A 13,380-nucleotide genomic window follows, 5' to 3' on the forward strand; every position below is an offset into this window, starting at 1 on the left:
CCGCCCCACCCGTCGGAGGAACCGATGAACAACGGCGCCGCTGCGCCCGGCCAGATCGCGATCGTGGGGATGGCCGCCCTGATGCCCTCCGCCGGTGACCTGGAGAGCTACTGGCGCAACCTGATCGGCGGGGTCGACGCGATCACCGACGTCCCCGCGCACCGCTGGGACGAGGAGTTCTACGACCCGGAGCAGTCCCACCGGGCCGACCGGATGTACTGCCGGCGTGGCGGGTTCGTCGACGAGTTCGCCACCTTCGAGCCGCTGCGGTTCGGGGTGATGCCCGCCTCGGTGGGCGACATCGAGCCGGACCAGCTGATCACGCTGGAGGTGGCCGCCGCGGCGATCGACGACGCGGGCGGCGGGGACCGGCTCCCGGCCCGCGACCGGATCGGCGTCATCCTCGGCCGGGGCGGCATCCTCAGCCCCGCCCAGGCCCGCTACGCCCAGCGCGTGCGGATGTCCAGCCAGGTGGTCAGCATCCTGCGGGAGCTGATCCCCGACGTCGACCCGGCCCGGTTGGAGCTGCTGCGCAAGAAGTTCGACGAGCGGCTCGGGCCGTACCAGCCGGAGGGGACGATCGGCCTGGTGCCCAACCTGGCCGCCTCCCGGGTAGCCAACCGGCTCGACCTGCGCGGCCCGGCGTACACCATCGACGCCGCCTGCGCCTCGTCGCTGATCGCCGTGGACCAGGGCATCACCGAACTGCTCAACGGCCGGTTGGACGCGGTGCTCGCCGGTGGCGTGCACCACGTGCACGACATCAGCTTCTGGTCGGTGTTCAACCAGCTCCGGGCGCTGTCGCGGCGGGGCGAGATCCGGCCGTTCGACGCCGCCGCCGACGGGCTGCTGATCGGCGAGGGCACCGGCGTGGTGGTGCTCAAGCGGTACGCCGACGCGGTGCGCGACGGCGACCGGGTGTACGCGGTGATCCGCGGCAGCGGGGTGTCCAGCGACGGCAAGTCGGCGAGCATGTTCAACCCGGCCGTCTCCGGCCAGGTGCTGGCGATCCGGCGGGCCTGGGAGTCCGCCGGGCTCGACCCGACCGCCCCGGACGCGCTGGGGCTGCTGGAGGCGCACGGCACCGGCACCCCGACCGGGGACGCCGCCGAGCTGACCACGGTGGCGCAGGTGTTCGGCCCGTACACCGGCGGGCCGCGCCCGGTGATCGGCTCGGTGAAGTCGATGATCGGGCACACCATGCCGGCCGCCGGGGTGGCCGGCCTGATCAAGGCGGCGCTCGCGGTGCACCGGGGGGTGCTCCCGCCCACCCTGCACTGCGAGACGCCGCGCAAGGAGATGGCCGCGACCCGGTTCGCGCCGATCGACACCGCCCGCCCGTGGGAGAGCGACGGCCCGCGCCGGGCCGGGGTCAACGCGTTCGGGTTCGGCGGGATCAACGCCCACCTGATCATCGAGCAGGCCCCGGTGTCGGTGGGTGAGCCGGTGGTGGGGCTGACCGCCCCGGCCGCCGGCCGGGCCGTGGTCGACGAGCCGGACCAGGTGCTCTGGCTGGCCGCGTCGGACCCGGCCGGGCTCGCCGACCTGCTGGACCGCGACGACCAGGAGGTACGCCGCATCGGCGTCGAGCTGGCCGCCCGCTCCGGCGGGGAGGCTCCGCCGCAGACCCGGCTGGGCATCGTCAACCCGACGGACAAGCTGCTCGCGGTGGCCCGCAAGACGGTGGCCCGGGGGCAGGCGTGGCGGGGCGGGCGGGACATCTGGTTCAGCCCGCAGCCGCTGCTCGGCGCGGGGGCCGGCAAGCTCGCCTTCGTCTTCCCCGGGCTGGAGGCGGAGTTCGCCCCCCGCACCGCCGACCTGGCCGCCCACTTCGGCCTGCCGGACCGCGAGTGGTCCGCCGCCGACCTGGGCCGGCACGGCGCCGGCCTGATCGAGGTGGGCAAGCTGCTCGACACGGCGCTGGCCCGGATCAAGGTACGACCCGACGCGGTCGCCGGGCACAGCATCGGCGAGTGGACCGCCGCCGCGGTCAGCGGCCAGATCAGCACCGCCGCCATGGACGAGTTCCTCGACCTGTTCAACGCCGACTCGGTGGAGGTCTCCGGCTACGTCTTCGCGGCCGTCGGGGCCGGCGCGGACCGGGTCGCCCCGCTGCTCGGCGACTACCCGGGGGTGGTCCTGTCACACGACAACGCCCCGGCGCAGTCGGTGGTCAACGGCCCGGAGCCGCAGGTCGACCGGCTCGTCGAGGCGCTGCGTACCCGCAACATCCTGTGCCAGAAGCTGCCGTTCCGCTCGGCGTTCCACACCCCCGCCTTCGCCGACGGGCTCACCTCGATCGGCGCCGCCCTGGGCCGCTGGGAGGTGCACCCGACCCGGATGCCGGTGTGGTCGGCGACCCTGCACGCGCCGTTCCCCGCCGACGAGGAGCAGGTCAACCGGATCTTCGTGCGGCACATGATGGAGCCGGTCTGGTTCCGGCAGACCGTCGAGGCCATGTACGCCGCCGGGTTCCGGGTGTTCCTCCAGGTCGGCGCGGGGCAGCTCGCCTCGCTGATCGGGGACAACCTGCGCGGACGCGAGCACCTGGCGATGCCGGTGAACACCGCGCACCGCAGCGGGCTCAACCAGTTGCGCCGGGTCGCCACCGCCCTGTGGGTTGAGGGGGCGGCACCGGACCTGGGCGCGCTGTCCACGCCGGCCACCGCCGCACCGGCGGCCCCGACCGGCCGTACCCCGGCCACGGGTGGTGTCGACGGCGCGGCGAAGGCCGGCGTCCGCAAGGGCCCCCGGTTGAAGCTCGACCTCGGTGGGCCGCTGGTCCGCCTCGGCGCGGACGCCGCCGGCCTGCTCGGGGTCACCGTGTCCGACGGCTCGGTGGCCACGCCGGGCGCCGGCGACGGCGTCACCCGGCCGGTCGTCGCCGGGCCCGGCCGGCCCGGGTCGACGCCGGTCGCGGCAGCGCCCCCGGTGACCCGGGCGGCGACCGTGCCGACGCCCGCCGCCGGGCCGACCGGCGTGCCGGCCACGACGCCACCGGCCGCAGCGCCACCGGCTGCCACGCCGCCGGCCGCTGCGTCGGTGCCGGCCGCACGGGCGGCCGGGCAGCCCGGCGTGGCGAAGCCCGCCGCCGCGCCGTCCGGCGACCCGGCGGCCGCGCTGGACGCGCTGCACCGGCTCGCCGGCGGCTCCAGCGCGGCGGCCGAACTCGCCGCCCTGCTGAAGGAGAACACCCGGGGCACGGCCACCGCCGGCACCACGACCCCGGCCCGGCCCGCCACGCCGGCCGCCCCCGTCAGGGCGGCAACCCCCACCGCTCCGTTGGCGAAGCCGACCGTCACCCCGGCGGCGACGCCGCCCACGGCGGTCCGCCCGACCGGCGCGGCCGGTACGGAGGTCGGCCGGATCACCAGGCGGATCTCCCTGGACACCATGCCGTACCTGCTGGACCACTGCTTCTTCGTGCAGCCCGACGACTGGCCGGACCCGGAGGACCGGTGGCCGGTGGTGCCGGCGACCGCCCTGGTCGCACACATGATGGAGGCGGTGGAGCAGCTCGTGCCCGGCGTCCCGGTGGTGGCGGTGCACGACGCGAAGTTCAACAAATGGCTGATCGCCGAACCGGCCACCGACGTGGAGATCGTGGTCCGCACCGCCGGGGAGAACCGGTACGCGGTCGCCTTCGCCGGGTACGCCCGGGCGACGGTCGAGGTCGGCCCGGCGTACCCGCCGCCGCCGCCGGTCTGGACCCACGACCCGGCCACCGAACGCCCGCCGACCCTCGGCGCCGCCGAGATGTACGCGGAGCGGCTGATGTTCCACGGCCCGCAGTTCCAGGGCGTGACCGAGGTACACGCGCTCGGCGACATGCACGTACGGGGCATCGTCACCGCGCCGGTGCCACCGGGGGCGCTGCTGGACAACGCCCTGCAGCTCATCGGCAACTGGCTGATCACCACCCAGCCGTTCCGCACCGTCGCGTTGCCCGTGGGGCTCGGCCAGGTGCGGTTCTACGGTCCGCCGCCGCCGGCCGGCCGGGCGTTCGAGTGCGTCGCCCGGGTCCGCGCCATCGACGACGGGAAACTCGTCGCCGACACCCAGCTCAGCTACCAGGGGCGGGTGTGGTCGGAGATCGAGGGCGCGACGGACCGCCGGTTCGACAGCCACCCACAGGCCCGGGTGGCGGAGCGGTTCCCCGAGCGGCACCCGATGTCGCTGTTGCAGCCCGAGGGCTGGACGATGGCGTTCGACTGCTGGACCGACCTGGTCACCCGGGGCATGGCCGCCCGGGGCATCCTCGGCGGGGCCGCCTACGCCGACTACGAGCGGCAGCCGGCCAAGACCCGCAAGCAGTGGATGCTGGGCCGGATCGCCGCCAAGGACGCGGTGCGGGCCCGGCTGTGGGAGGACGGCCACACCGACATCTACCCGATCGAACTGACCGTCGGCAACGATCCGAACGGCCGGCCGTGGGTACGCGGACGGCCCGGCCGGGGGCTCGGCGACTGCGACGTCTCCCTGGCGCACTGCGCCGAGATCGGGGTGGCGATCGCCAGGCGCCGGGCACCCGACGCGGTGCCCGGGGGACCCGGGGTGGGCATCGACGTCGCGGAGGTCACCGACCACCCGGAGAGCACCCTCACCTTCGCCCTCACCCCGGCCGAGTTGACCCTGCTGGCCTCGCTGGCCGGCGGGGACGTCGAGGCCCGACGGTTGTGGTTCACCCGGTTCTGGGCCGCCAAGGAGGCGGTCGCCAAGGCCGAGGGCACCGGACTGGACGGCTCGCCGCGCCGGTTCCGGGTCTACTCGGCCACCGACTCGGGGCTGACCGTGGAGATCGGCGGTCGGGCGTACCGGGTCGGCCACCGCGACGTCGCCAACCCCGAGGACCTGCCGCCGCGCCGGTACGTCGTCGCCTGGACCTGGGGGCCGGAGCCCGCGCCCGCCACCCCGCCCGGGGTGTCCCGGCCGTGAGCCGGCACCCGGCACGCAGCACCGCCCAACCCATCCGATCAGCAGAAGGAGCAACGCCCATGGCCTCGGCCCAGGACACCATCCTCGCCGACCTCACCGAGATGATCGACGCCGTGCTGGGCGACTTCGCGGACGACCAGGTGGTCACCATGGACACCACGTTCTCCGAGGACCTGGGCATGGAGAGCATCGACGTCATCGCGCTCGCCGGCCGGCTCCAGACCCGCTACGGCGACACGGTCAACTTCGCCCACTTCGTCGCCAAGCTGGATCTGGACACCGTCCGGGAACTCAAGGTCGGGCAGCTCGTGAACCACATCGCCGAGTCGCTGGCGCAGGCCGACGAGGTCGGGGCGGGCAGCCGGTGACCATGGTCCGGGCGAACGGGATCACGCTGCACACGCAGCGGCTCGATCCCCCCGGTCCGGCCGTCGACGGCCGGACCGGGCCGACGCCGACCGCCGTGCTGATCCACGGGATGGCGTCGGACACCATGGCGAGCTGGTACTTCACCCTGGCCGAGCCGCTGTCCCGGGCCGGTTTCCCGACCGTGCTGTACGACCTGCGCGGTCACGGGCGCAGCGACCGTCCCGCCACCGGGTACGCCCTGGACGACTTCGTCGACGACCTGACGGCTCTGCTGGCCGCCCTGGACGTCACCGGCCCGCTGCTGTTGCTGGGCAACTCGTTCGGCGGCACCATCGCCTTCGGGTACGCCGCCCGGCACCCGGAGCGGGTGGCCGGCATCGTGACTGTCGAGTCGGCGCCGCCGATCCCGCAGTGGATGCGTCGGGTCCGCGAGCGGCTCGCCCGTGTCGCCGCCCGGCTGCCCCGCGAGGGGGCGGTGACCGAGATCGGGGTGCGGCGGGGTCGGGTCGCCGCGCAACGCGCCGCCGAGACGCACCGGATGCTCTCCGACACCACGCTGGAGCAGGAACTGCCGGCGAGTCCGCTGCCGCCCGCCGAGGCGTTGGCCGCGATCGGCTGCCCGGTGCTCTGCCTCTACGGCGGTGACTCGGCGGTGGTGGAGCTGGCCCCGGAGGTCCGCGCCCTGCTGCCGCAGACCCGGGTCGAGGTGCTGCCCGACCAGCGGCACACGGTGCTGATCGACCAACCGCAGGAGGTCCGCCGGCTGGTCTTCGCCTGGCTCGCCGAGTCCTGCTCGCTCGACGTGACCCAATCCACCACCGCATGACGACGCGACATCCAGGAGGTCTTCCGATGGACACCCCGATCACCGGCCGGTCGATCATCATCAGCAACGGCCGGTGCGGTTCCACGCTGTTGTCCGACCTGATCCACGAGGAGCCGGGCACGCTGTCGGCCCAGGAGTTCTTCATGTCGGTGGCGCCGTGGGCCCGCAGCGCCGAGGTGATCAGTGGTGCCGAGTACTGGGAGGTGTTGTCCAGTCCCAAGGCGGAGCTGGCCACCCTGTTCCGGATCGGCCTGCCGCCGAAGGAGGTCCGCTACCCGGCGACGGGCCGCTGGAGCGACCGGCTGACCGAGCTGCCCCGGATCCTGGCGATCACCCTGTCGAAGCTCACCACCGATCCGGACGCGCTGTTCGACCAGCTCGCCGCGCGGGTGCCGCAGTTCCCCGACCAGGCCGTGACCCAGCACCACCGCGACTTCCTGGACCTGCTCGCCGTGCTGACCGGCAAGACCCGGTGGGTGGAGCGGTCGGGCGGCTCCAGCCACGTGGCGCCCTACCTGCTGCGGGGCTTTCCGGACTGCAAGTTCGTCTACCTGACCCGCAGCTGGGAGGACACCGCCCGGTCGATGAGCCGGCACTCGTCGTTCCAGCTGCTGCAACTGCGGGTGGAGTTCCTCGGCAAGTGCGGCCTGGACCCGTTCCGGATCGAGGACGACCAGGCGGTGCCGGAGGACCTCAAGCCGTACCTGCCGGACCGGCTGACCCCCGACGCGCTGCGCGAGCGGGGTGCGGACCTGCGCCGCTACCTCGGGTTGTGCGCGTTCATGAGCAGCCAGGCCGACCAGGCGCTGCGTGACGTGCCCCCGGATCACCTGCTGCGGATGTCCTACGAGGACCTGGTCGCCGACCCGGTGGCCGAGCTGACCGGCCTCGGCCGGTTCCTGGACTTCCCCGACCCGTCCGGGTGGGCCGAGCGGACGGCGTCGCGGGTCGTCGCCCCGGCCTCCCGGAAGTTGCCGGCCGCCGTCTGAGCGGCCCCTGTGTGTCCCTGCCCGCCCCGGGTCCGCCTCCGTCGGGCCCGGGGGCGGGTGTCCGCCTTCCTTCGAAAGAGAGACTGTTGGTGAATCCACTCCGGTTCTCCGCACGGCGGTTGTCGACCGCCGTCGCCGTACTCGGACTCGGGTCGGTGTTGGCGGTACCCTCGGCGGCGCTCGGCGCGCCACTCGACGCCGCCGACCCCGGCAGCGCGGCCAGCGTGGCCGGCGCGCAGCAGGCCAGCCCGCAACTGCTCGCCAAGGCCCAGCCGGACGAGTGCTTCGCCGGGATCGGCCTGCCGTATCCGGCCGGCCCGCCGTGCGCCACCGGCCAGGCCAAGGTCAACCAGGCGTACCTGTGGGGGATGACCCGGGCCGGCAAGACGCTGTGGTTCGGCACCGGAGCGAACGTCAACTGCCTGACCAGCGGACGGGCCCTGCGCAACACCACGCCGACGGTCAACGACGACTGGGCCTGCGAGTACGGCGAGAGCCAGGTGGCCAAGCGCAATCCGCAGCTGCCCCCCATCCTCGGCGACCACCGGCAGCCGCGGCTGTACACCTACGACACCCGCGCCAACCGGCTGACCGAGAAGACCGACCTGGTGAAGGCGGCCTCCACCGACGACGCGAACCGGTTGCAGACCACGGCGGGCATCCGGGCGGCGGGCAACTTCAACGGGGTGGCCCTGCTGGGCGGCCCGGCGCTGGGCACCAGCGTCAACCTGTTCGCCTTCGACACCGACACCGGCGCGTTCCTGGGTTCCCGCAACTTCCCGATGTACGGCAACATCAGGCACTTCACGGTGGCCGGTGACGCGCTGTACGCCGGGGTGGGCGTCGGGGCCAACGGCGGTGAGCGCGGCAACGTGCTGCGCTGGACGGGGAGCAAGTCCGACCCGTTCGCGTTCACGGTGGTGGCGAACCTGCCGGCGCAGGCCGCCGACCTCACCGTCCACCAGGGGCGCTTGTTCGTGACCACCTGGCCGGGCTCGGACGCCGAGCTGGCCGGACCGACCGCCGGTGCCGCCGCGCCGACCACGAGCATCGCCGCGGTGTGGATGAGCCCGCTGCTGGCGTCAGGGGCCCCGGGGCTGAACCCGGAGGACGCCGACGGCTGGCAGCAGGTGTGGAGCGCGTCGTCCTACGAGCCGGACCCGGTGGTCGCCCGCGCCTACGCCCTGGGTGGTCTGGCCTCCTACGGCGGGTTCCTCTACTGGGGCACGATGCACGTGCCGATGAAGGCGACCACCCTGCACATGACCACGTACCCGCCGGCGGACGACGCGGCGGCCCAGGCCACCATCCAGAACACCCAGCGGTCGATCAGCATCTACCGGGGCCGTAACTTCGGTTCCCACTTCGAGAAGGTCGAGCTGCTGTACGGCGCGACCGAGCTGCCGGCGTACGACCCGGCGGCCAACGGCGGGGCCGGGGCGTGGGCGTTGCAGTCGACGCACCAGACGCCGAAGTTCGGGCCGCCCGGGTTCGGCAACCCGTACAACAACTACACCTGGAAGATGGTGGTGGCCGGCGGGAAGCTGTACGTCGGCACGATGGACTGGAGTTACCTGGCCAAGGAGCTGGGCGACGAGACCGCCGCCGAGCTGGGTCTGTCGCCGGATCTGGCCGACGACCTGGCCCGCGCGCCGATGGACGCGGCCGGGATGCGCGCGGGCGCCCTGCCGGAGGCGGTCTACGGCGGTGACCTGTACGCCTTCTCGTCGCCGACGAAGCCGGCGACGACGGTGGACAACACCGGGTTGGGCAACTACCTGAACTACGGCATCCGCAACATGGTCGCCGACGGTCCGACCCTGTACCTGGGCATGGCGAACCCGATGAACCTGCGGACCGACCCGACGGACGACGTGCCCGAGGGTGGTTGGGAGCTGATCCGGCTGCGGGGCTACTGAGCGCGCGGGGACGTCGGCCCGGCGACAGCGTCGTCGCCGGGCCGACGGACCCGGCCTGCCCTGCCCCGCCCCGCCCCGGCACTGACGGTTCCGGGTGCCCCTTGCCGAATCCTCGCGCGTCCCTGACGTTGCTCGAACATTCCCGGGCGAAAGTATTGATATGATGCATTTTACTGTTTTTCGCCCTGAAGTCGGGCGGCACCGCACCGGCCGGTCCACCGCCCGGCTCGCGGGAACGCTCGCCCTGCTGCTCGCCCTGACCGCCCCGGCCGGGTGCAGTCCCCGCCGTGACCAGAGCGGCTCCCCCACCGGCCCGGCGGCCAGCGCACCGTCCGGCGCGGCGGGACCGGCGTCGGACGTGCCCGTCGGCAGCTCCACTCACACCCTCACCGTGGACGGGCGGGAACGCAGCTACCGGCTCTACCGGCCGGCCTCGGCCGACCTGAGCAAGCGGGTCCCGCTGGTGGTGATGCTGCACGGCGCGGCCGGCACCGGCGAGCAGGCCGAGCAGGCGTACGGCTGGACCGGCCAGGCCGACCGGGACGGGTTCCTGGTGCTCTTCCCGGACGGGCTGAACCGGGCCTGGGCGATCGGTCCACAGTGCTGCGGGGCCCCCGCCCGCGACGGTGTCGACGACGTCGGGTTCATCACCGAACTGGTCGCCACCGTCGGTCGGGAGCTGCCGGTCGACCCGGCCCGCCGGTACGTCACCGGGATCTCCAACGGTGGGCTGCTGGCGTACAAGCTGGTCTGCGACACCACCACCTTCGCCGCGATCGGGGCGGTGGCGAGCACGCTGACCGGGCAGTGCACCGACCCGAAACCGGTGTCGGTGCTGCACATCCACGGCCAGCAGGACCAGACCATGCCGTACGGCGGCGGGCCCGGCCGGCGCGACAACGGCGGCACCGGACGTAACCCGGTGAAGATCGACGGCCCGCCCACCCCCGAGCTCGCCGCCCGGTGGCGCAGCATCGACTCCTGCGGCGCGCCGAAGGTGACCACCGACGGGCCGGTCACCAGGTCCACCGCGAGCTGCCCCCAGGGCCGCGCCGTCGAGCTGATCACCGTCGCCGGCGCGGGACACCAGTGGCCCGGCGGCCGACCCAACCCGCCCCGGGCGGAGAAGCTGCTCGACCTCGATCCCCCCTCCACCGCACTGAACGCCACCGACACCATCTGGCGGTTCTTCGCCGCGCACCCCCAGCCTTCCGGCGGCTGACGGCACCGCCGCCGGCCCCGGCGGCACCCGCGCACCCCCTCAGGACAGGAGTTGAGATGCCCAGCAGAGACGGGCCGGCCGTGGTCGAGGTCGACGACCTCGTCAAGCGCTACCCCCGCGCCGACACCAACGCGGTCGACGGACTGTCGTTCACCGTCGCGCCGGGCGAGATCTTCGGGCTGTTCGGGCCGAACGGGGCCGGCAAGTCCACCACCGTCGGCATCCTGACCACCCGGCTGCGGGCCACCGGGGGCCGGGCCGTGGTCTGCGGGGTCGACGTGGGCCGGGACCCGGCCGCCGCCCGCGCCCACCTGGCCGTGGTGCCCCAGCACAACAACCTGGACCGGGCGCTGACCCCCCGGCAGAACCTCGTCTACCACGCCACCTACCACGGGGTACGGCGACGGGAGGCGCAGGCCCGCGCGGCGGAGCTGCTGGAGCGCTTCGGCCTCACCGAGCGGGCCGACCGGCGGATCGAGGCGTACTCGGGGGGCATGGCGCAGCGGTTGATGATCGCCCGCGCGTTGACCCACGAGCCGGCGGTGCTCTTCCTCGACGAGCCGACCAACGCCCTCGACCCGCAGACCCGGCTGCTGATCTGGGGGCAGCTCCGCGAGCTGCGCCAGCGGGGGGTGGCGATCGTGCTGACCACCCACGCGATGAACGAGGCGGCCCGGGTGGTCGACCGGGTCGGCATCGTCGACCACGGCCGGCTGCTCACCCTGGACACCCCGACCGCCCTGGTCCGGGGTCTCGCCGGGGACGCGCTGCTCGACCTCACGGTCACCCCGGCCGGCGGGGACGACCCGGACGCGCTCTGCGCCGCGCTGGGCGAGCTGCCCGGCGTACGCAAGGCGGAGCGGGTGGCGACGCCCACCGTGCCGGCCGGTGGGCGGCCGGGCCTCGGTGGGGCCGGGCTGGCCGGGGTCGGGGCGGGCGGCGCCGGGATGCTCGCCGCGCTCGCCGGCGGCGGGGGGCCGCCCGGTGCCGGCCGGCTGGCCGCCCTGGCCGGGGCGGGCCTGCTCGGGCGCGGCGGCGGGGCGGCAGGCAACGGCGGTCGCGGTCGGCTGCGCATCCGCCTGCACCTGGCCGGCGATCCCGCGACGCTGCTCGGCCCGGCGGTGACCGTGCTCGCCGCCCGCTCGGCGGCGGTCAACGCCGTCGACGTCGGCGAACCCAGCCTGGAGGACGTCTTCATCGAACTCACCGGAAGGCAACCGAGGTGACCGCTCTCGACACCCCGACCCCGCTGCGCCCGACGGCCGTGCCACGCCCCCGTCCCGGGACCGGGCGGGTGTTCGCCGCGGTGCTGCGCCGCGACCTGATGGTCACCGGCCGGGAACTCTGGGTCATCCTGGTCCAGGTCGGGCTGACACCGCTGTTCATGCTGTTCGTGTTCGACACCGTGCTGGGCAGCCAGGGCCTCGTCGGGCGGGGCTTCGCCGACGTGTTCCTGCCCGGCATCATCGCGCTGGCCGCCCTCACCACCGCGTTGCAGAGCGTGGCCCTGCCGCTGGTGAAGGAGTTCGGCTTCACCATGGAGATCGAGGACCGGCTGATGGCGCCCCTGCCGACCGGGTACGTGGCGATCGGCAAGCTGGTGATCGCCACCATCCGGGGGCTGCTCGCGGCCGTGCTGATCTATCCGCTCGGCGCGCTGATGGTCGGTTCTGCGCCGTGGCGGCCGGCGGGGCTGCCGCTGGCGTTCGTGGTGGCGCTGCTCGGGGCGTGGATCGGCGGGGCGATCGGGATGAGCCTGGCCACCACCCTGCCGGTGCAGCGGATCAACGTGACCTTCTCGGTGATCCTCACCCCGATCATCTGGACCGGCTGCATCCACTACCCGTGGCCCCGGCTGTCGTCGGTGCCCTGGTACCAGGTGGTCACCGCGCTCAACCCGATGACCTACGTCTCCGAGGGGGTACGCGGGGCGTTGCTGCCCGACGTGCCGCACCTGTCGGCGTGGGTGTGCCTGACCGTGCTGACCGGGGTGGCCGTCGTCCTGACCTGGGTCAGCGTCCGCTGCTTCACGCGCCGGGCCGTCCAGTGACCACCCGCACCCGCACCGCCCGCGTATCCGAGAGGTCGAGGAGTTGCCATGGTTGACCCCACCATCGCCGAATCCGACGTGGCGCTGGCCCGCCGGCTCGCCGCCCGCGCCGGTGAACTGCTGCTACGGGTACGCGCCGACCACGGTCACGCCGATCCCGCCGCGCTGAAGGCCGCCGGCGACCGGGCCGCCCACGACTTCCTGCGGGCCGAGCTGGCCCGGTGCCGGCCGGCCGACGCGGTGCTCTCCGAGGAGGACGACGGTTCCCGGTTGGTGGACACCGGCGAGGGCGTGTCCCGGCGGACCGCCGACCGGGTGTGGATCGTGGACCCGTTGGACGGCACCCGGGAGTTCTCCGAGCAGGGGCGCGCCGACTGGGCGGTGCACGTGGCGCTCTGGGCCCGCGACGCGGCGACCCCGCACGGCCTGGTCGCCGGTGCGGTCGGGTTGCCGGCGCAGAGCCGGGTGCTGAGCACCGACGACCCCACCGCCCCACCGGTCGCGCCGTCCCCGCCCGACGGGGTGATCCGGCTGGCGGCCAGCCGCAGCCGTCCCCCCGCCTTCCTGGCCGCGCTGGCCGACGAGGTCGGCGCGGAACTGGTGCCGATGGGTTCGGCGGGGGCGAAGATCGCGGCGGTGGTGACCGGTGACGTGGACGCCTACATCCACGCGGGCGGCCAGTACGAGTGGGACTCCGCCGCACCGGTGGCGGTGGCCACCGCCGCCGGCTTCCACGCCTCGCGCATCGACGGCTCCGCGCTGACCTACAACGAGGCCGACCCCCGGCTGCCGGACCTGCTGGTCTGTCGCGGTGAGCTGGCCGCGCCGCTGCTCGCCGCGCTGCGGCGGCAACTGGCCGGCACGGCGGCCACCTCCGGTTCCCCCGTTCCCCACCCCGGAAAGGACCCGCGATGAGCAGCGGATCGGCTGCGTACCAGGTCTCCCAGCTCGACGAGTTGGAGGCGGAGAGCATCTTCGTGATGCGTGAGGTGGTCGCCGAGATGGAGCGGCCGGTGCTGCTCTTCTCCGGTGGCAAGGACTCGATCGTGATGTTGCGGCTGGCGCAGAAG

Annotated in this window: 9 protein-coding genes and 1 pseudogene; all 10 read left to right on the plus strand. The window is 74.1% G+C overall.

The window, feature by feature from the left end:
- The first annotated feature begins 24 nt into the window (after positions 1–24).
- Positions 25–4,935: a type I polyketide synthase gene (locus tag JQN84_RS30180; RefSeq protein ID WP_204961988.1), complete on the plus strand. Its 4,911-nt coding sequence runs from the start codon at positions 25–27 to the stop codon at positions 4,933–4,935.
- 59 nt (positions 4,936–4,994) lie between these two features.
- Positions 4,995–5,303: an acyl carrier protein gene (locus JQN84_RS30185; protein WP_088647663.1), complete on the plus strand. Its 309-nt coding sequence runs from the start codon at positions 4,995–4,997 to the stop codon at positions 5,301–5,303.
- Positions 5,304–5,305: 2 nt separating this feature from the next.
- Positions 5,306–6,130 (plus strand): alpha/beta fold hydrolase, encoded by an 825-nt coding sequence (locus JQN84_RS30190; protein ID WP_239486494.1) that lies wholly within the window; start codon positions 5,306–5,308, stop codon positions 6,128–6,130.
- A gap of 26 nt (positions 6,131–6,156) precedes the next feature.
- The gene (locus JQN84_RS30195) at positions 6,157–7,119 is read left to right on the plus strand and encodes a sulfotransferase domain-containing protein (protein ID WP_204961990.1); all 963 of its coding nucleotides are present in this window, start codon (positions 6,157–6,159) and stop codon (positions 7,117–7,119) included.
- 89 nt (positions 7,120–7,208) lie between these two features.
- The gene (locus tag JQN84_RS30200) at positions 7,209–9,038 is read left to right on the plus strand and encodes a hypothetical protein (RefSeq protein WP_307821496.1); all 1,830 of its coding nucleotides are present in this window, start codon (positions 7,209–7,211) and stop codon (positions 9,036–9,038) included.
- A gap of 163 nt (positions 9,039–9,201) precedes the next feature.
- The gene (locus JQN84_RS30205; protein ID WP_239486487.1) at positions 9,202–10,260 is read left to right on the plus strand and encodes an extracellular catalytic domain type 1 short-chain-length polyhydroxyalkanoate depolymerase; all 1,059 of its coding nucleotides are present in this window, start codon (positions 9,202–9,204) and stop codon (positions 10,258–10,260) included.
- 56 nt (positions 10,261–10,316) lie between these two features.
- Entirely contained in the window at positions 10,317–11,486 is a 1,170-nt protein-coding gene (locus tag JQN84_RS30210; RefSeq protein ID WP_204961992.1) for an ABC transporter ATP-binding protein, read from the plus strand.
- Positions 11,483–12,310, plus strand: coding sequence for an ABC transporter permease (locus JQN84_RS30215; protein ID WP_307821495.1), 828 nt, complete (start codon positions 11,483–11,485; stop codon positions 12,308–12,310). Before JQN84_RS30210 ends, JQN84_RS30215 begins: the two co-directional genes overlap by 4 nt.
- Before the next feature lie 48 nt (positions 12,311–12,358).
- Positions 12,359–13,225, plus strand: a complete 867-nt coding sequence (locus JQN84_RS30220; protein WP_204961993.1) for a 3'(2'),5'-bisphosphate nucleotidase CysQ — start codon at positions 12,359–12,361, stop codon at positions 13,223–13,225.
- Positions 13,222–13,380 (plus strand): annotated as a pseudogene (locus JQN84_RS30225) (sulfate adenylyltransferase subunit CysD); the annotation flags it as partial. The gene JQN84_RS30220 and the pseudogene JQN84_RS30225, both read left to right, overlap by 4 nt.

Origin of the sequence: Micromonospora humidisoli (assembly GCF_016900955.1) — a bacterium.
GTDB classification, from domain to species: Bacteria; Actinomycetota; Actinomycetes; order Mycobacteriales; family Micromonosporaceae; genus Micromonospora; species Micromonospora wenchangensis.